Raw genomic sequence first — 18,773 nt, forward strand, 5'->3', positions numbered from 1 at the left:
ATACAACTCTCCCTTCCTGCTTAGAATTGTTATGAAGGGATTCCCCACTCATATGACAAATCAATAGATTCTTGTACTCTCATTTTATGATAAGATTCTCCAGAATGGAAATAAAATCGATTTATTTTACAAAAATAGTTATATGCCTACCTTCATTCGGTCGTCTACATAAATATATCATTATAGCGATTTCTTACTCACAAAAAATTTGGACATACATTTCTATATTCCCCCGTACAATGTAATAAAGTGAAACTTCTATTGAAGTACATTATTTAGTCCCCGAAGTGTAGGTTAAAAGCTAGACAACCTATCTTCATCACATACATATATTTCGCTTATTAAAACATCATAAATGGAGGCAGTCGAATGGACTTAGAGTTTTTAACATCTGTACTAATGATTGTCGGTATCGATGTTGTATTAGGTGGTGACAACGCAATTGTCATCGCACTAGCTAGCCGAAATTTACCTGAATCAAAACGGAACAAAGCCATTTTAATCGGTACTCTTTTAGCGATTGTGCTACGGATTCTTCTTACGATACTAGCTGTTTATTTACTCGATATCCCATTCTTACAACTTATCGGCGGTGTTTTACTTACGTTAATTGCAGTAAATTTATTAACCGATAATAGCAACGATCTTTCTTCTATTCAAGGGAAAACTACTTTATTCCAAGCTGTGCGTACAATTGTATTCGCAGATCTCGTTATGGGGTTTGATAATGTTATTGCCATTGCAGGAGCAGCACACGGAAGATTATTACTCGTAATAATTGGTTTACTCATTTCTATCCCGATTATTATTTGGGGTAGCAAACTTATTTTAATTCTTATGGAACGCATTCCATTCCTCATTTATTGTGGAGCGGCCGTTCTCGCCTATACAGCAGGAAAAATGATTACACATGAAGACAGACTCGCAACCTTTTTTCATCATAATCCTAGTTTTACTACAAGTATCCCTTACTTGTTCATTTTCACGGTTTTATGTGTAGGCGTTATCGTTCAACAAATACGATTACGAAATGTGAAACAGTAAAAAAAACCTTCTACTATATAATAAGTAGAAGGTTTTCATATTATTATAATTAATTTACAAGACGTTGTGCTTCACGTAATTGAAACGTTCTTACTGTACGTGGTAAGAAACGACGGATTTCATCCTCGTTGTAACCTACTTGAAGGCGCTTTTCATCGATCATAATTGGACGACGTAAAATACCTGGATAGTCACGAATCATCTTATATAAATCTTGAAGTGGTAAAGACTCTAAGTTTACATTTAATTCTTGGAAAACTTTTGAACGAGTAGAAATAATCTCATCCGTTCCGCTTTCTGTCATACGTAAAATCTCTTTAATTTCCTCAATCGTTAATGGATCTGAGAAAATATTACGTTCTGTATAAGGAATATGATTTTCCTCTAGCCATAATTTCGCCTTTCTACAAGACGTACAGCTTGGAGAACTATATAATGTTACCATACAAAGCTCACTCTCCTTAAAGAGTACAAATTCTGTACTAATTACAGTTTAAATTTCTAACTTCAGCAATTTTTCACGATAACTTGTCTTATAGCAAAGTGAAAAATCACATTTCATGTAAGCAACAACTTATAATAAACAACAATTACTTTTAATAAGTAACTTCTATAATCATTATACAATAGATTTTGCAAGAAATATACAGTAAATTTCCTGTTAGTTGAGAAAACTCATCCTCGTATTCCATTGCTATGTAACATGATTACATTCACTTTAACTGTCCTTTAACAACAACCTTCAATCCTTTTAACACTTATTTTTCATAGGTTTTTCATCTAATATACAGTTGTTTTTTTATAATCTTCCCTATGAAAAAGAGAACGTTTTCTTACCTTTTCCTGATAAATCAATGAAGAAATGTAAGACTATACAAAGGAAAAACAAAAGGAACATTTGTTCTTATTTTAACAAACATTCTCACCCATGTCTACATGATTTCCAAAGTAAATGGAAAATTTCTGATATTTCTTTCTTTTTTACCTTTTATCTCATACAATAAACATAGAGACAGGCAAAGGGGGAATTTGCAAATGATCGCTTATTTTATTGATTTTGTCACTGTTGCTGCCCTCATCATTGGAATAACAGCATTGATAGGTGTCATTACAAATAGCATCGGAGAAAAACTCTTTGGCGGAAAAGAAAAAATGAAATTTGTTAACAAAAGCTTAGATGTACAATCCGGCTGGAAACAGGTTGGCGGAAAGGGTATTTATAAGAAACGTACGTATTAAAAGTCAAACTTTTAACTATAGTTATCTTCTTATTTAAGATTGCAATAGTAAATGAAACTATATCGACTTAACAACAAAATGTGGCAATAAGAGAAGGCCGTCCCAAATTTGGAACGACCTCTTTCTTTATTTTTCTACGGATGCCCACTTAAAGCTTACTTCGCCACCATATTTATGATTGTACATATCTTTAATTGTTTCTCTTTGTAAGTATGCTCTACCACGTTGATATACTGGAACAATCGCAGCGTCATCAAGTAACATTTTTTCCGCTTCTAATAAGTTCTTCCAGCGAGCATTTACGTCGCTTCCATCTTTCTTCGCTTTCATAATAATCTCATCGTACTTCGGATTAGAATAATTCATTTTGTTTTGCGCTCCGTCAGTTACGAACATATCAAGATATGTAACTGGATCTGGGAAGTCTGCACTCCATCCAGAGAATGACATTACATAGTCACCCGCATCTTCTAATTTTAATTTTTGCGCGAATGGCTGTTGTTTAATTTTCACTGTTAAACCTGGTAAATTCTTTTCTAACTCACCTTTTAAATATTCACCAGTTTTCTTCGATAATTCAACGTCTTCATTTAATAACTCTAATTCAATTTCATTTTTACCAAGCTCTTTTTTACCAGCTTCCCAATATTTCTTCGCTTCTTTCACATTTGGTGTTACAATATCTCCATTTTCAGCACGGAAATCTTTATTGTCCGGCCCCTTAATGAAGTTATCAGGAATTAATCCTGTCGCTGGTTTAGAACCGTTATTTAATAATGTATCAACGAATGGTTTACGGTCAAAACCAAGAGAAATTGCTTTACGAATATTTTTATTTGCTAAAGCTGGGTCTTTTTGATTTAAGCGAAGGAAGAATACAGAAGTATCTTCTACCGTTTTAAAATCTGGTTTTCCTTTATATTTATCGATAAACTCTGCTAATAACGTCGCTCGATCGACTGCGTTTGTTTCATATAAATTAATTGGCGTAGACGTATCTTTTACAATATTAAAGTTTACTTCGTCAAGCTTCACTTCTTTATTGTCCCAATATGATGAGCTCTTTGTCATCTTGAAGCTACGTTCATGCTGCCAATCACTTAATGTAAATGGTCCATTATATAGTGTTGTATTTGCTTCCAAACCAAAATTCGTACCTTGCTCTTTCACAAACTTTTCATTCACAGGATAGAAGATTGGATAGACCATTAAATCAACAAGATATGGAATAGAATTATCCAATTCTACTTCTAATGTATGATCATCAATTGCCTTTACGCCTAATTGATCTGGACTCATCTCTCTTTTATTAATTTTTTCTGCATTTTTTATATCATACATAATGTACGCTGATTTCGCAGCTGTATCTGGATTAATCGCTCTTTGCCATCCATATACGAAATCTTTCGCTGTTACAGGTTCACCATTTGACCATTTTGCATCTTCACGTAATTTAAATGTATACTTTTTACCGTCCTCTGACTTTTGGAATTCTTTCGCTACACCTGGAACTAACTTATCATCTTTTCCAAGACGGTATAGTCCTTCCATCGTGTTGTTCATTACTTTCGAAGAAACTGCATCAGCTGATAAAGCTGGGTCCATCGTTGGAATTTCTTGTGTTTCAATTAAGTTAATAACTTGCTTCGCACCGCTGTTCCCGCTATCCCCTTTTGCGTTCGCTTGCGGCTCATCCTTATCATAACTACATGCCCCTAAAATCATGCTCATCGCTACTGTTGATGCTACAAAAACTGGTATCTTTTTTTTCATACTTCCACCCTCCCCAAAATGTTAGCCCTTTCATTTTCAAACAGAAAGAAATATATATATGTTCTAATAATTCATATTATACACACAAATATATTTTTTGTATATTTATATTTCTATTTTATTAAAATTTTCTGTTAAAGAATAAACCTTTGTAAACGTTTCATATTACCTTTTAGACTGATTAAAGTGTCACAAATTATTATTTTTATATTTTTCTAAATTATCAGAGAAAAATTAATTTTATATTCCATAATATCTTATGAATAATTATTCTCCCCTTTTTGTCATAAAATGAAGATATATTCATATTGAAAATATGTAGGCTAAAATGAGTGCAAAGGATATGAATGTGTGTTACGATACACTTTGCTAAAAATAGATATCGGTAAAGAGGGGACGGACATGACAGCAATTCACTCCAAAAACGGGCCGACAGAGAAATTAAGTTTATTCTTATTAACATGGCCTATTTTTCTAGAAGTTTTTCTTTTTATGTTGATGGGGATCGCTGATACTTTCATGTTAAGTGCATTATCAGACGATGCTGTATCTGGGGTTGGTGCAGCGAATCAATATCTTCATATCGCTATTTTGGTACTAGAAGTCATCGGGAACGGCGCAGCTATTGTTGTATCTCAATACCTCGGTTCCAAACGTTTTATGGAAGCATCTAAAATATCAGCATTAGCCGTCACTTTAAATTTAGTGGTAGGGCTCTTTATAAGCGCTGGTTTTCTTTTCTTTTCAAAACATATGATGATGGCAATGAACCTACAAGGCGATGTATTAACGTATGCGCAAAACTACTTATCCATCGTTGGAGGAGCTATCTTCCTTCAAGCTATTATTAACTCATTAGCCGCAATTATCCGCGTACACGGTTTTACAAAGCAAGCGATGTTTGTTTCACTTGGAATGAATATTATTCATATCGCCGGAAACTACGTACTTATTTTTGGGAAATTCGGTTTCCCTGAACTCGGTGTACAAGGAGCAGCAATTTCTTCTGCTGTCAGCCGATTGATCGCACTTATTGTGTTCTTCTGGTTACTATACCGCGTTATGGAATATCGTGTGAAATTACAATATTACTTCACCTTATCAAAAGAATACGTTGGGAAAATTTTAAAGATCGGCATTCCATCTGCATTTGAACAAGTCATGTATCAAGCTTGTCAAATTGTCTTCCTATATTACGTAACATACTTAGGAACGGATTCATTAGCTGCTAGACAATACGCTACTAACATTTCCATGTTCACTTATTTATTTGCAATTGCGATTGGTATGGGAACTGCAATTATTATCGGGCGCCTTGTTGGCGGCGGTGAAAAAGATGAAGCATATGAACGAGTATGGAAAAGTGTAAAATGGGCTATTGGCGTCACTTTATGTATGGTCGCTCTCGTTATTACATTCCGCACACAATTAATGGGGCTGTTTACGGATAATCCTCATATTATCTCTCTAGGGGCGAGCCTCCTTTTACTAAGTATACTACTTGAAACGGGACGTACGATGAACATCGTCATCATTAATTCACTTCGTGCAGCTGGCGATGCAAAATATCCTGTTTTAATCGGTGCATTCTCTATGGTGTTAATGAGTTTACCGCTCGGTTACTTTTTCGCCTTTCATTTAGATATGGGGCTAGTTGGTATTTGGCTAGCAATTGCGATTGACGAATGGACACGTGCAATTATTATGTTCTTCCGCTGGAGAAGTAGAGCGTGGGAACGTTATGCGCTTGTTAAACCCGAAGAGCAAAAAGAGAGTATTTCCATTCAGGCGCAGTAACACTCCTTTGATCGAGATGCATTCATTTGTAAATGAAATTCACATTGGAGATTCTTTAAATAATAGAAAAAGCTGTTCCAACAAATTGTTGGAACAGCTTTTATTTAATTATACTTTTCAATTTCTATCTTCAATTCGTCAATCTTCTTATTAGAAATCGTATCCGATATTTTATGATCCACTTGATTTTTTAAAATATATGTTTGGTTATCTTGTTTCTTTTTAACACTTAATCTCGCTTCGTCTACATGTACTAAGTTTGACTGTAAATATGCTATATCATTTTCATCAAACATTATGGAAAACGGTTCAATTGCACCAAAGTAATGATTCATATTTTCATCTTTTTTCAAAAATAACATGTATTTCTTTCCAATCTCTGGCTTTATATAAAGAGGGTCTTCATTTACAACCTTACTATTCGAATCATCGATTTCAATTTGTTCTGCGTACCGATAATTAATTTTCATTCTATCTTGTAAGGGGTCTCCTTTTAAAACTTCCTTCACGTTAAAATTGTATAAGTGCCCCTCTACATAATTCTCTCGATCTTCTTGACTAATGTCTTGCGGATTACGCGCCATATTCCAAGTTGAATCAAAGCCATCATAATTACCTATAGCAACTACATCGGCTTCCTTAACCATATCTTCTAATCTACTTGTGGATGGAAAATCTTTAGCTATTAAAATTGTTTTATCTTCGCTTTCTCCAAAATCAATACTATCTCCCCCTATACCTAAGAAAATTACGAAAGGGACTGCCAGCAAAATGAATTTCAATTTTTTATTCATTATAAATCCCTCCTTAATTTCATTTATAAATTGCATTTACACCATTCACATCATCTTTTTGAGGAACATGCATTTTGGTACGATCTCTATCACTATTCATAATAGATGCCCCCGTATTATGATCGAGTCCTAATGCATGTCCTAATTCATGAACAGCCGTACTTTTAGCAACATTTGATTTCGTGATATTTGTATTACCTGCATTAATGTCTCCAGAAAACTTCGTAACAATTTTATTATTTAGTTGAACAATCATTCTTCCATAATATGTGGACGAGGATTCATACCAAGAACTTAATGTGTGCACCGAAGATCCGCGATAAAAGAACTTGGCATTAGCTGCACTATTTTGCCAAGTTGAAATAGCATCCTGCCAGCCACTCTTTATTACACTGCTTCCTGATAAGCGGTCACCCCACTTAAAGCTTTGGTTTTTTGTTGATAATTTGTACCCTGTCTTTACATACGCATGCGACACATTAAAACTACTACCTACTACGAATACTATCCCAACAGCGACGAACATCGAAATAATTTTTTTCAGCAAATTACTTCCTCCCCATTATTTTTAATGGATACTCGTTCTCTTTCATAATTCTATAAATCTTTTCGTTTGCTATACGAAAATGGTCCCATTTCAAAAACACATCATGATGTATACCTACATATTAGTACCATCTCTTTCACCAATCAAAATAATAAAATGAGATTTCCCTACTTAAAAAACACTTATTTTCTAGTCTCAAAATAGAAATAAACTTATAGAAAATTCTTTTTTATAGGTTTAAATTTAGTAACAACTATTGAAATAAACTAATTTTAAAGCAACTCTCCCCCGTTACCTCCTTCTATCAATAAGAAAAAGAGNNCTCTTTTTCTTATTGATAGATTTCTTTATATTTCTTATACTCTGCTTCAGAACATAGTACGAAATGTCCTGGGCGAATTTCGCGCATTGTTGGCACTTCGTTGCCATAATCATGTTGCGATGGGTCGTATACAATACGTTTACGATTGCGCTCATAATCTGGATCTGGAAGCGGAATTGCTGATAATAGTGATTTTGTATATGGATGAATTGGGTTCTCATATAACTCATCACTTGTTGTTAGCTCAACGATTTGACCACGGTACATTACACCAATGCGATCACTAATGTATTTTACCATCGATAAATCATGGGCAATGAATAAATATGTTAAGCCTTTTTCTCTTTGTAACTGTTTTAGCAAGTTTACAACTTGCGCCTGGATCGATACGTCAAGTGCTGAGATTGGCTCATCGGCAATGATAAATTCAGGTTCTACAGCAAGTGCTCGAGCAATACCGATACGTTGACGTTGTCCACCTGAGAATTCATGCGGGAAACGGTTTGCGTGTTCTTTATTTAAACCAACTGTGTTTAACAGTTCATGAACACGGTCCATACGCTCTTTTTTGCCTTTTGCTAGTCCGTGAATATCAATACCTTCTGCAATAATGTCCCCTACTGTCATACGAGGATTTAATGATGCATATGGATCTTGGAAAATCATTTGCATTTTACGGTTGAATTTCTTCAATTCTGCGCGTGATTTTTTACCATGTACATTTTCACCATCGAACAACACTTCACCAGCAGTTGCATCATATAAACGAATAATCGTTCTTCCAGTTGTCGATTTACCACAACCCGATTCTCCTACAAGACCAAATGTTTCTCCGCGGTAAATATCAAATGAAATATCATTAACCGCTTTGACAACACCACCACTCACGTCAAAGTGCTGCTTTACATTTTTCACTTCAATTAATTTCTCTTGTTGTTTAGTCATGTTGTTCACCTGCTTTCATTTGAAGAATGCGTTTTTCAACGACTGCCGGCGGTTTTACTTCTGGAGCTTGCTCATGAAGTAACCAAGTTGCCGCATAGTGTGTATCACTTACTTTAAATAAAGGTGGTTCCATTTCAAAATCAATTTTCAGCGCCTGTGGGTTACGTGGTGCAAAAGCATCACCTTTAGGCGGTTTTAATAAGTCTGGAGGCGTTCCAGGGATTGCATATAGCTCGTCTTCTGCTCCATCTAAACTTGGCATAGATGCGATTAAGCCCCAAGTGTATGGATGTTGTGGATTATAGAAAATTTCATCAACAGTTCCAATTTCAACAACTTTACCAGCGTACATAACTGCTACGCGGTCAGCAACGTTCGCTACTACACCTAAGTCATGCGTAATGAAAATGATTGCTGCTTCTGTCTTTTGCTGAATGTCTTTCATAAGCTCTAAAATTTGCGCCTGAATTGTAACGTCTAGCGCTGTTGTCGGCTCATCGGCAATTAATAATTTCGGGTTACAAGCTAACGCCATCGCAATTACTACACGCTGTCTCATACCACCTGAGAATTGGTGTGGATATTGTTTTAAACGCGCTTCTGGATTTGGAATACCTACAAGGTCGATTAATTCTACAGCCACTTTACGTGCATCTGCTTTACTCATCCCTTGGTGTTTAATAAGGCCTTCCATAACTTGATTCCCAATTGTCATCGTTGGATTTAGTGATGTCATTGGATCTTGGAAAATCATTGCGATATCTTTACCACGAACTTGCTGCATTTCTTTTTCCGTTAATTTCGTTAAATCACGACCGTCAAATACAATCTCTCCATTTTTAATACGGCCTGGAGGATTCGGGATTAATCCCATTAGCGCTTTAGAAGTAACTGATTTCCCAGAACCAGACTCTCCTACAATCGCTAATGTTTCCCCTTTTTTCAAATCAAAAGTAACTCCGCGTACTGCTTGTACTTCACCTGCATGTGTATCAAAGGAGACTTGTAAATCTTTTACCTCTAACAATGTTTTCATTTTTACTTCTCCCTCCTCGTTTACTTACGCATTTTTGGATCTAACGCATCGCGTAATCCATCTGCCATTAAGTTGAATGCTAGAATTAACATACTGATGACAACCGCAGGGATGAACATCATGTGTGGATACGTTTGAATTGATTTATATCCATCATTTACAAGAGAACCAAGTGATGCGAATGGTGGCTGAATTCCTAAACCGATGAAGCTTAAGAATGCCTCACCAAACACCGCTGATGGAATTGTAAACATTGTCATTACGATAATTGGTCCCATAACGTTTGGAATTAAGTGTTTCACAATTAATTGTGTATTTGTTGCACCTAATGTACGAGACGCTAATACATACTCTTGGTTTTTTAACTTTAAGATTTGTCCACGAACAATCCGCGACATCCCTATCCAACCTGTAATCGCCATTGCGAGTGTGATTGACCAAATACCAGATCCCATAATGATTACCATTAAAATAACGATGATTAAGTATGGAATACCATTAATAATCTCCATAATACGTTGCATAATATTATCTACTCTACCGCCGTAGAATGCTGAAATACCTCCGTATGCAACCCCAATTACTAGGTCAATTGCTGCTGCTAAAAGAGCGATATATAATGATACGCGTGTACCTTCCCATGTTCTTGTCCATAAGTCACGGCCAAGATCATCTGTACCAAACCAGAAGTACTCTTTAATATCACGTTTTGCATATTGGTCAACACCATATTGATCTGTACCGTCAAATGGTAACCAATGAATATTTTCAATCACTGGAATTTTCGGTGGCATTTTCGCACGACCTAAATCCTGCTCTTTATAAGAATGTTTACTTACCATCGGTCCAAAAATTGCTAGTAGTACAATAATGCTCAATAATACTAAACCCAACATCGCGCCTTTATGTTGGAACAAGCGTCTTCGTACATCTTGCCAAAACGTTAAGCTTGGACGGGCAATGACTTCATTATCAACATTATTTTGATTGGCTTGTTGAAATAAATCTGGAGATAATTTTTGTACATCTTTCATCATTTTTTCCCTCCCGCTAAACGAATTCGAGGATCAATAATTCCGTATAAAATATCGACAATGAAAATAACTAAGATGAAGATCGCACTATAGAAAATTGTAGTTCCCATAATAACTGTATAGTCATTCACTGTAATAGATTTAACGAACTGTTCCCCAAGTCCTGGTACAGCATAAATTTGCTCGATAACAAGCGTTCCTGTAATTAATGCCGCAACCATTGGTCCTAAAATTGTTACAACTGGAATTAACGCGTTACGAAGTGCGTGTTTGACAATGATAACGCCTTGACTAATTCCTTTTGCTTTCGCTGTTAAAATATAATCAGACTGCATAACTTCAATTAATTCTGCACGAGAGAAACGTGCGATTGTTGCGATAACTCCCATCGATAATGCAATTGTAGGCATTACTGTAAACTCTGGTCCTTTCCAGAACGCTACTGGGAACCAACCAAGTTTTACCCCTACGAAATATTGTAGTAATGCGGCGAATACGAACGATGGTACCGACATCCCGAGTACCGAAATAACTGTTGCACTATAATCGACCCATGTATTATTACGAAGTGCCGCAACAATTCCTAAAAGTAAACCGATAAATGTTCCTAATATAATCGCTTGTAAACCAAGTTGTGCTGATGGTCCAATGCGATCCACAATCATGTCTGTTACTGGGCGGTTATCATATTGGAATGATACCCCTAAATCACCTTGCGCTAAGTTACCTAAGTAACGTGCATATTGAACTGGTACTGGATCATTTAAACCATATTTTTCAAGAATGATTTCTTTTTGTGCCGGTGATAATTTCTCCTGGTTTTTCAGCGGAGAACCCGGAAGTAATTTCATCAAGAAGAAAGTCAGTGTAGTAATTAAAAATAATGTCAAAGCCATGTACACGAAACGTTTTAATACATAACGTCCCATAGTCAAGCACCTCCCCGTTTTTCTCAAAAGCAATAAGATAGTTTGAAATATTCTTACTTTTATTTTTTTAAAATAAGAGCATATGCCCATCATAGGCGTATACCCTTGTAAACGATGGAAAAAAGATTATTTTTGTTCAACAGATGCCCATTTGTAAGTTAATTTACCACCATAGTTAATTGGGATAATATCTTTTACTACATACGCTGAACCTTTTTGGTAGACCGGAGCGGTTACCGCATCCTCTTTAACTAACATTTTCTCTACTTCTAAAAGGTTATCCCAGCGGGCTTGTAAATCTTTTGCATCTGTTTTAGCTTTTAGAATTAACTCATCATATTGGATTTACTGCTCTTTTCCATGAATACACAGAGTCTTTTGTTGTTACAGGTTCCCCATTCGACCATTTCGCATCTTTTCTTAATTTAAATATGTATTTCTTCCCATCATCTAGCTTTTGGACGTCTTCAGCAACTCCTGGCATTCTCTTTTGATCTTTGCCAGTACGATATAAACCTTCCATCGTATTATTTAATGCTGTTGAAGATGAAGAATCTGATGCTAATGATGCATCCATTGACGGAATTTCAGATAGCTCTGTTAAATTAAGAATCTGTTTTCCGTTACTACTACTAGTAGCGTTCTCTTTTCCTTTTGCTTTCGCGTCATCTTTCTCGTAGCTACACGCGCCAAGCAACATACTTGCATTTAAAGTTGATGCAAGTAACAACGGTATCTTTTTCTTCATGTTGTGTTGCCTCCCCTAATTGCACTTTCTGTACCCCCACTTGTTAAAAAGTAGAATTGAAAGAATAATCTCCAAGTTTCTACAATTTTCATTATACATATAATACGACGATTGTGAATATAGTTTTTTGTTTTTTTGTTAAAATTTTTAATAAAATGTTTATATTTTAAATTTTTTGTAAAGTAACACGTTAGCATTGCTACCATCATCTTGAGATTAGAACTTTAATTGCATGCAATTTTCAAAAAATTATTTATATTACTTATTATAGCTTTTATAGTATAATAATTCTAGTAATATTTTGACGGAGGGGAATATTTTGAATAAAGTTTTTTTTCATACTTGTATACTATTTTTGGTAGCGATAATCGCTTCTAGTGTGGGCGCATTCCTCGTTTCATCACAGTTTTTGTTGAATTTTGTCAACATCTCATTCTATATCGCATTGTTTTTTATTCTTATAGGTGGTTTTTTATTCATATTTCAAAATGGATTTTTTAACGTAACAATTTACGCATTCCAAAAAGTGTTTGGTACGAATAAAAAAATTGACTCTTTAATTGAAGAATCAGAGGAACCTGTTAATAAAAAAGAACGTATATATAAAACATACTCATTCAAATGGACATATCCTATTTGTATTACAGGTATCATACTCGGGATGTTCTCGACTCTCATTAGCTTTACTATTTTGATGTAGTTTGCAAACGTTATTCCATATGATATAATAATCAGCAAAACATTTTGTTATAAAACTTTAGTTCTTTCATATTAAAAGGGCTCAGTTAACAATAAATAAATTTATATGTATGCGATGATAAAGAAGAGTACATATTGAAGCAATTTCAGAGAGCTTGTGGCTGGTGTGAACAAGTAATTGTACAATATGGAATGGGCTTTTGAGCACCAAACCGAACCGAAAGTAGTAGGCTTTGGCGTTATATCCAAACGTTATTATGGATCTGAGAGATTTCACAGTAGTGAAATAATTAGGGTGGTACCGCGGTCCATTCGTCCCTATCGTTTTTGGGGATGAATGGGCTTTTTTGTATGCCTTCTCTTCCCTATCACGCATTCAAATTTAGGAGGAATTACTTATGTCAGTTATCTTTTCTGGTATTCAGCCAAGTGGAACAATTACACTTGGAAACTATTTAGGAGCTATGAAACAATTTACAGAGCTTCAAAACGAACACGACTGCTATTTCTGTATTGTAAACCAACACGCGATTACAGTACCTCAAGATCCTGTGCTGCTTCGCAAAAATATCCGTAGTCTTGCTGCACTATATGTTGCATGCGGCATTGATCCTGAAAAAGCTACTTTATTTGTACAATCAGAAGTACCAGCGCACGCTCAACTAGGCTGGATTATGCAATCAGTTGCGTACGTTGGAGAATTAGAACGTATGACTCAATATAAAGATAAAGCTTCTGGTAGAGATTCAGTTCCAGCTGGATTACTTACGTATCCACCATTAATGGCTGCTGATATTTTACTTTACAACACAGAAATCGTACCTGTTGGTGATGACCAAAAACAACATATGGAATTAACACGCGATTTAGCAGAGCGTTTCAACAAACGTTTTCGTGAAGTGTTCACGATTCCTGAAATCCGCATTCCAAAAGTAGGAGCTCGCGTTATGTCATTAACAGAACCTACGAAAAAAATGAGTAAATCTGATCCAAATCCAAAATCAATGATCAGTATGCTTGATGAGCCAAAAACAATCGAAAAGAAAATTAAAAGTGCTGTAACTGACTCTGAAGGTATCGTGAAATTTGATAAAGAAAACAAACCTGGAATCTCTAACTTATTAACAATCTACTCTTCATTCTCCGGAAAAACAGTAGAGGAAATCGAAGCAATGTACGAAGGAAAAGGATACGGCGACTTCAAAGGTGACCTAGCGCAAGTGGTTGTAGAAGCAATTCGCCCAATCCAAGACAAATATAACGAACTAATCAACTCACCAGAACTAGACGAGATTCTAGACAAAGGTGCCGAAAAAGCAAACCGCGTTGCATTCAAACAACTACGCAAAGTAGAAAACGCAATGGGATTAAGTAGAAAACGTAGGTAACATATAAAGCGGCGGCAGCTCGTTCAACTCTGACTGGCTAAGGTTCTTTCGCATGGAAGACGCTTTTTGTCTTCTTATGCGGAAGGTTCTTAGACACGAAGAGCTTGCCGCTGGAGCTGGATTTTATATAAAGCAGAGGCGACTGTTTAGCCCTGACGGCTAAGGTTCTATCCCACAGAAGGTGCTTTTTACCTTCTCGTTGGGAAGGTTCTTAGACGCGAAGGGCTAGGAGCTGGATTTCTACAAATTAAAAAACCGCCAATTGGCGGTTTTTTAATTTACCTTCTGCTCATTTTCCATTTCCCATAACTTTTCAAAAAATGGCTGTCCTTTTACAAGGCGCTCACATAATTGTTCATGCTTCTCAGACCAGCCTGACTTCGCTTCATCATATAGTCTAGCCCAAATATCTTCAAACTCCATATGTTGGACCATTCCATATGCTGCTGGATCCCATTCAGTGTACCAATAGCGAATTTCCGCTGTATTTTTCGTTGTATGTAATTGATCTAACGCCATGAATAATAATTGTTTTAGCTGTCTTTCTTTACGAGTTAAGCCATTCATAATGAAAGGCGATGGCGATAAAATATGATGTTCCTTTTCTGTTTCCTCTACCTGGAACTCATACTTTTCTGCTTGTACGCTTTCTACCATCTCATATACCATTTGCTCTTGGCGAGGTATAAGTCTACTTTTTCGAATTGGTACATTGTAACCAATTGTATCAATCGCAATAATTCCTTTTCCATCTGTAACAACAAAGCAATACTCTTGCTGCAAACGTTCATGATTTTTACGAATATATGCCTTATGATGTACGTCTTCCAGCAACTTTTGCGGAAGCTCTAACAATTCGTTCTCGATGTAATGATATAATGTGGCATCTACTTTTAATAATGGCACTTGATCTAATAGCTCAATCGTATCATCTTTCCGCCATTCGTAAAAATTACAAACGTTATACCCATTTTCTTCACCTTCAAACCAATTTACCCATACATCATGTAGATATAACATTCTCTACCCCTCACTTCACTACTGTTTGTACCAATCATTATGTTCATTTTCGCTTAACTTTATTCCACTTAAGGAAATATATTCTAATTATTTTTTTCTTCTATAAATATCTAAAAAAACAGGAGAAAGCTCCTGTTTTATCATGAAACATGAAATGTATTTGCTTTACTCAAGATTTCTTTCGCATCTATAGATAATAAAGATAGTGTATCTTCCTCCAATGCTACACAATCTTTTACAATATGAAATCCAAGCGCATAGCCAAGCATCTTGGGATAAGAATGAAGTCCATTTAATAAAATGTCGTGCTCTCTCGTTCCTCTTTTTATACTTATTCTTTTGTGCACAACATTTTTCCAATAATAAATTGCCTCTTCTTTTGAAAGATACGTCGTCCACGGGGCATTATTTTTTTCTGTATACCTTTCCGTTACTGCCTGCTCGGCTAATCCTTCCATGATCATTGTATCAAGCAATGTATACTCCGTTTCTTTCGTCTCAATTTGATGTAACCGGCATATATGGTGATATTCATGTGCTAATAATGCTTTTAATTCTTCCACTGAATTCCGCCCACATACGAACAAGAAAATAACGTGGCGCATAGAAAGCCCTGCTTTCCCGTTATATTCTTCTTGTACAGTTCGATTATAGGAATCTGATAATAAAATAAAGATAGGGACATCTGGACCTTTCAACCAATGCTTTAATTTATCATACTCCATACGTAACTCTTTCCAGATTTCCTTTCTCTCTAACTCTTTAATTTCTTGTTCTCCTCGCATGACCGGGCGATACATCCCTTTAGAAATTAAAAAGCGATACAACCTTTCTTTTGGCAACGGAATATACTTCGTAAATTTTTCACACAGTTTTTCTGGCCGTCCGTAATATAGATGTAACCACTCGGCTGTTTCAACAACCCCCATCTTTATCCCTCCTTTTTCTTATGTATATGCAAAAGAAGAAAAAGGCGTAAAAATAAATAAGGTGTTTTTTCGTAGTTTATTACGAAAAAACACCTTATTTCATCTATTATTTATACGATTTAAATACTAATACTGCGTTATGACCACCGAATCCTAGTGAGTTACTTAATACCGCTTTCACTTCTTGATGTCTCGCTTTATTCGGCACGTAATCTAGATCACATTCTGGATCTGGCGTTTCATAGTTTATTGTTGGCGGAATTACTCCGTCTGTAATTGATTTAATAGAGAAGATCGCTTCTACAGCACCAGCTGCTCCTAATAAGTGACCCGTCATTGATTTCGTTGAGCTAATTGCTACTTTATAAGCATGCTCACCGAACGTTTCTTTAATTGCCATCGTTTCATACTTTTCATTCGCATCTGTACTTGTACCATGCGCATTAATGTAATCAATATCTTCTGGCTGTAGACCTGCATCTGCTAAAGCTTGACGCATTGCACGTACTCCGCCTTCACCGCCAGGAGCAGGCATTGTAATATGGAATGCATCACCCGTTGCACCATAACCAGCGATTTCCGCGTAAATGTGAGCACCACGAGCTAATGCGTGCTCTAATTCTTCAAGAATTAGAATTCCTGAACCTTCCCCCATTACGAAACCGCTACGGTTTTTATCGAACGGACGGCAAGCTGTTGCCGGATCTTCATTAAATGTTAATGCTTTCGCTGAACTGAATCCTGCGAATGCCATACTTGTTAACGGCGCTTCCGCTCCGCCTGTAATCATTGCGTCAGCATCACCGCGCTGAATTGCTTTAAATGCATCACCAATTGAGTTTGCACCAGATGCACAAGCCGTTACAGAACAAGTGTTAATTCCTTTTGCTCCAGTCGCAATAGATACTTGACCTGCTGCCATATCTGGAATCATCATCGGTACGAAGAATGGACTAACGCGGCGCGGACCTTTCTCCGTAAAAATCTTAAATTGTTCTTCGTATGTTTCCATACCACCAATACCAGAACCAATCCATACACCAATTCGAGGTCCGTTTTCTTCTGTAATTTCAAGCTTCGCATCCGCAACTGCCATTTTCGCTGCTGCTACTGCATAATGCGTAAAGCGGTCCATACGGCGCGCTTCTTTTTTATCAATATATTTCTCGACTTCAAAGTCGTTAATTTCTGCTGCTACTTTTGCTGGAAATAGTTCCGGATCAATTCTTGTAAGTCGCCCGATTCCAGATACACCCTTTTTAATATTTTCCCAAGCTGTTTCGACATCTGTTCCGACCGGTGTAACAGCTCCTAGTCCTGTAATTACGACCCTCTTTTTTTCCATACAAAATACACTCCTTTTTTTCTCTCAGTCCTTATTTACCCCAACGAAGAGCGACTGCTCCCCATGTTAATCCGCCGCCGAAACCAACAAGTATAATTAAATCACCGTCTTGAATACGTCCATTTTGCAATTCCTCTACCATTGCAATTGGAATTGAAGAAGCTGATGTATTACCAAACTTTTCAATTGTCATACTCATTTTTTCTTGTGGTAAATTTAATCTCTCTCTTGCGGATTCCATAATACGAATGTTCGCTTGATGTGGCACTAAGAAATCCACATCCTCTTTCGTAAGACCAGCTTTATCTAACACACGAAGACAAGAATCGCCAAGTTGACGAACAGCAAATTTAAAGACTTCTCTGCCATTCATCATAACATACTCGTCTTGATAAAGATGCTTGCCACCACTTCCGTCTGCTCCCAATTCGAAAGATAGAACGCCTCTTCCTTCTGAAACAGCTCCCATTACGACAGCGCCTGCTCCATCTCCAAATAGTACTGCTGTATTTCGATCATTCCAGTCTACAATTTTAGATAGTTTATCACTACCAACTACTAATACATTTTTATAAGTCCCCGTTTGAATAAATTGCTGTGCTGTAATCATTCCGTACATAAAACCAGCACATGCTGCACTTAAATCCATTGCAGCTGCGTGTTTCGCTCCAATTGCTTCTTGAATCACACAAGCTACTGCTGGAAAAGCACGATCTGGCGTTACTGTTGCCACTAAAATAAGATCGATATCCTCTCCGCTAATCCCTGCATCTTCAAGCGCTTTTTTAGAAGCCTCTACGGCCATATTTGAAGTATCTATTGTATCATCGGCAATGCGTCTTTCTGCAATTCCCGTTCTCGTACGAATCCATTCATCAGATGTATCTACGATTTTCTCTAAATCGTGATTTGTGACTACTTTTTCTGGCACATATCTTCCGATCCCTAAAATGCCCACGTTCACATCGCAGCCCTCCGTTTTATATCAATTATTATGACTTGGTACTAATTTTAAAACATAAATGTATTTTTGTCTAGAATATATTTCAGCTAAAACATAAAGCTAGCGTATTATTCTCTTTATTTTTCAGTAAAAGCAATGAAAACATACCTTTCCCTATTCTTACCCTTACTTCGCTTGAAATATAAAAAGGCCCGAACCGCTTCTATTCACGGTTCGAGCC

At 36.4% G+C, this 18,773-nt stretch carries 19 protein-coding genes, 1 pseudogene and 1 other annotated feature; of the genes and pseudogenes, 5 read left to right on the forward strand and 15 right to left on the reverse strand.

The genetic code is table 11. The features are described 5' to 3' along the window. Nucleotides 1-369 precede the first annotated feature (369 nt). On the forward strand, nt 370-1,044 hold the full coding sequence (locus COI75_RS07910; RefSeq protein ID WP_000362611.1) for a TerC family protein: 675 nt from the start codon (nt 370-372) through the stop codon (nt 1,042-1,044). Between the two features lie 49 nt (nt 1,045-1,093). Here COI75_RS07910 and spx read toward each other — a convergent pair whose 3' ends face one another. Beyond that, nucleotides 1,094-1,489, reverse strand: a complete 396-nt coding sequence (gene spx, locus COI75_RS07915; protein WP_000258267.1) for a transcriptional regulator Spx — start codon at nt 1,487-1,489, stop codon at nt 1,094-1,096. A 590-nt stretch (nt 1,490-2,079) separates the two neighbouring features. Between spx and COI75_RS07925 the strand changes: the two genes are divergently transcribed. Beyond that, nucleotides 2,080-2,283: a hypothetical protein gene (locus tag COI75_RS07925; protein ID WP_000562557.1), complete on the forward strand. Its 204-nt coding sequence runs from the start codon at nt 2,080-2,082 to the stop codon at nt 2,281-2,283. A gap of 126 nt (nt 2,284-2,409) precedes the next feature. Here the strand turns inward: COI75_RS07925 and COI75_RS07930 are convergent, their stop codons facing one another. Further along, nucleotides 2,410-4,056: a peptide ABC transporter substrate-binding protein gene (locus COI75_RS07930; protein WP_000727242.1), complete on the reverse strand. Its 1,647-nt coding sequence runs from the start codon at nt 4,054-4,056 to the stop codon at nt 2,410-2,412. A 351-nt stretch (nt 4,057-4,407) separates the two neighbouring features. On the opposite strand from COI75_RS07930, the gene COI75_RS07935 reads away from it, so the two are divergent. After that, nucleotides 4,408-5,853, forward strand: a complete 1,446-nt coding sequence (locus COI75_RS07935; RefSeq protein WP_141530824.1) for an MATE family efflux transporter — start codon at nt 4,408-4,410, stop codon at nt 5,851-5,853. A gap of 104 nt (nt 5,854-5,957) precedes the next feature. Here COI75_RS07935 and COI75_RS07940 read toward each other — a convergent pair whose 3' ends face one another. From COI75_RS07940 to COI75_RS27615, 9 genes and pseudogenes are all read right to left on the reverse strand, one after another. After that, on the reverse strand, nt 5,958-6,647 hold the full coding sequence (locus COI75_RS07940; RefSeq protein WP_098381266.1) for a cardiolipin synthase: 690 nt from the start codon (nt 6,645-6,647) through the stop codon (nt 5,958-5,960). 19 nt (nt 6,648-6,666) lie between these two features. After that, nucleotides 6,667-7,173, reverse strand: a complete 507-nt coding sequence (locus COI75_RS07945; RefSeq protein ID WP_098381287.1) for a matrixin family metalloprotease — start codon at nt 7,171-7,173, stop codon at nt 6,667-6,669. A 352-nt stretch (nt 7,174-7,525) separates the two neighbouring features. After that, a complete protein-coding gene (locus tag COI75_RS07950; protein ID WP_000166325.1) occupies nt 7,526-8,461 on the reverse strand; it encodes an ABC transporter ATP-binding protein in 936 nt (311 codons plus the stop codon). Beyond that, complete coding sequence (locus tag COI75_RS07955; RefSeq protein WP_000854344.1) at nt 8,454-9,497, reverse strand: ABC transporter ATP-binding protein; 1,044 nt, start codon at nt 9,495-9,497, stop codon at nt 8,454-8,456. The genes COI75_RS07950 and COI75_RS07955 overlap by 8 nt, the downstream gene beginning before the upstream one ends. 20 nt (nt 9,498-9,517) lie before the next feature. Then, nucleotides 9,518-10,534 carry an oligopeptide ABC transporter permease gene (opp3C, locus tag COI75_RS07960; protein ID WP_000974104.1) on the reverse strand — a complete coding sequence of 339 codons (1,017 nt, stop codon included), beginning with the start codon at nt 10,532-10,534 and terminating at the stop codon, nt 9,518-9,520. Continuing rightward, entirely contained in the window at nt 10,531-11,460 is a 930-nt protein-coding gene (gene opp3b, locus COI75_RS07965; protein ID WP_000534171.1) for an oligopeptide ABC transporter permease, read from the reverse strand. The genes opp3C and opp3b overlap by 4 nt, the downstream gene beginning before the upstream one ends. A gap of 126 nt (nt 11,461-11,586) precedes the next feature. Beyond that, the gene (locus tag COI75_RS27610) at nt 11,587-11,718 is read right to left on the reverse strand and encodes a hypothetical protein (protein WP_346426403.1); all 132 of its coding nucleotides are present in this window, start codon (nt 11,716-11,718) and stop codon (nt 11,587-11,589) included. An 82-nt stretch (nt 11,719-11,800) separates the two neighbouring features. Then, nucleotides 11,801-12,208 (reverse strand): annotated as a pseudogene (locus COI75_RS07970) (ABC transporter substrate-binding protein); the annotation flags it as partial. Continuing rightward, complete coding sequence (locus tag COI75_RS27615) at nt 12,205-12,417, reverse strand: hypothetical protein (RefSeq protein WP_033657092.1); 213 nt, start codon at nt 12,415-12,417, stop codon at nt 12,205-12,207. The pseudogene COI75_RS07970 and the gene COI75_RS27615, both read right to left, overlap by 4 nt. 110 nt (nt 12,418-12,527) lie before the next feature. On the opposite strand from COI75_RS27615, the gene COI75_RS07980 reads away from it, so the two are divergent. Continuing rightward, nucleotides 12,528-12,908, forward strand: coding sequence for a DUF3899 domain-containing protein (locus tag COI75_RS07980; RefSeq protein ID WP_001044984.1), 381 nt, complete (start codon nt 12,528-12,530; stop codon nt 12,906-12,908). Between the two features lie 105 nt (nt 12,909-13,013). Next, nucleotides 13,014-13,230, forward strand: a binding site (T-box leader). Between the two features lie 75 nt (nt 13,231-13,305). Beyond that, the gene (gene trpS / locus COI75_RS07990) at nt 13,306-14,295 is read left to right on the forward strand and encodes a tryptophan--tRNA ligase (RefSeq protein WP_000110988.1); all 990 of its coding nucleotides are present in this window, start codon (nt 13,306-13,308) and stop codon (nt 14,293-14,295) included. A 273-nt stretch (nt 14,296-14,568) separates the two neighbouring features. On the opposite strand, the gene COI75_RS08000 is transcribed toward trpS, so the two are convergent. The 4 genes from COI75_RS08000 to fabH form a co-directional block, all read right to left on the reverse strand. After that, the gene (locus tag COI75_RS08000; protein ID WP_098381265.1) at nt 14,569-15,315 is read right to left on the reverse strand and encodes a YjbA family protein; all 747 of its coding nucleotides are present in this window, start codon (nt 15,313-15,315) and stop codon (nt 14,569-14,571) included. 140 nt (nt 15,316-15,455) lie between these two features. Continuing rightward, nucleotides 15,456-16,244, reverse strand: coding sequence for a DUF2268 domain-containing protein (locus COI75_RS08005; protein WP_000539316.1), 789 nt, complete (start codon nt 16,242-16,244; stop codon nt 15,456-15,458). A 106-nt stretch (nt 16,245-16,350) separates the two neighbouring features. Further along, nucleotides 16,351-17,589, reverse strand: a complete 1,239-nt coding sequence (fabF, locus tag COI75_RS08010; protein ID WP_000412647.1) for a beta-ketoacyl-ACP synthase II — start codon at nt 17,587-17,589, stop codon at nt 16,351-16,353. Between the two features lie 31 nt (nt 17,590-17,620). Continuing rightward, on the reverse strand, nt 17,621-18,553 hold the full coding sequence (fabH, locus tag COI75_RS08015; RefSeq protein ID WP_001100548.1) for a beta-ketoacyl-ACP synthase III: 933 nt from the start codon (nt 18,551-18,553) through the stop codon (nt 17,621-17,623). Nucleotides 18,554-18,773: the final 220 nt, after the last annotated feature.

This window comes from Bacillus cereus (assembly GCF_002564555.1).
GTDB classification, from domain to species: domain Bacteria; phylum Bacillota; class Bacilli; order Bacillales; family Bacillaceae_G; genus Bacillus_A; species Bacillus_A cereus_K.

Bases quoted from the DNA above. Each gene is read 5' to 3' on its own strand.
- COI75_RS07910 (WP_000362611.1), top strand. From the start codon at position 370: ATGGACTTAGAGTTTTTAACATCTGTACTAATGATTGTCGGTATCGAT.
- spx (WP_000258267.1), bottom strand. From the start codon at position 1,489: ATGGTAACATTATATAGTTCTCCAAGCTGTACGTCTTGTAGAAAGGCG.
- COI75_RS07925 (WP_000562557.1), top strand. From the start codon at position 2,080: ATGATCGCTTATTTTATTGATTTTGTCACTGTTGCTGCCCTCATCATT.
- COI75_RS07930 (WP_000727242.1), bottom strand. From the start codon at position 4,056: ATGAAAAAAAAGATACCAGTTTTTGTAGCATCAACAGTAGCGATGAGC.
- COI75_RS07940 (WP_098381266.1), bottom strand. From the start codon at position 6,647: ATGAATAAAAAATTGAAATTCATTTTGCTGGCAGTCCCTTTCGTAATT.
- COI75_RS07945 (WP_098381287.1), bottom strand. From the start codon at position 7,173: ATGTTCGTCGCTGTTGGGATAGTATTCGTAGTAGGTAGTAGTTTTAAT.
- COI75_RS07950 (WP_000166325.1), bottom strand. From the start codon at position 8,461: ATGACTAAACAACAAGAGAAATTAATTGAAGTGAAAAATGTAAAGCAG.
- COI75_RS07955 (WP_000854344.1), bottom strand. From the start codon at position 9,497: ATGAAAACATTGTTAGAGGTAAAAGATTTACAAGTCTCCTTTGATACA.
- opp3C (WP_000974104.1), bottom strand. From the start codon at position 10,534: ATGATGAAAGATGTACAAAAATTATCTCCAGATTTATTTCAACAAGCC.
- opp3b (WP_000534171.1), bottom strand. From the start codon at position 11,460: ATGGGACGTTATGTATTAAAACGTTTCGTGTACATGGCTTTGACATTA.
- COI75_RS27610 (WP_346426403.1), bottom strand. From the start codon at position 11,718: ATGTTAGTTAAAGAGGATGCGGTAACCGCTCCGGTCTACCAAAAAGGT.
- COI75_RS27615 (WP_033657092.1), bottom strand. From the start codon at position 12,417: ATGATGGTAGCAATGCTAACGTGTTACTTTACAAAAAATTTAAAATAT.
- trpS (WP_000110988.1), top strand. From the start codon at position 13,306: ATGTCAGTTATCTTTTCTGGTATTCAGCCAAGTGGAACAATTACACTT.
- COI75_RS08000 (WP_098381265.1), bottom strand. From the start codon at position 15,315: ATGTTATATCTACATGATGTATGGGTAAATTGGTTTGAAGGTGAAGAA.
- COI75_RS08005 (WP_000539316.1), bottom strand. From the start codon at position 16,244: ATGGGGGTTGTTGAAACAGCCGAGTGGTTACATCTATATTACGGACGG.
- fabF (WP_000412647.1), bottom strand. From the start codon at position 17,589: ATGGAAAAAAAGAGGGTCGTAATTACAGGACTAGGAGCTGTTACACCG.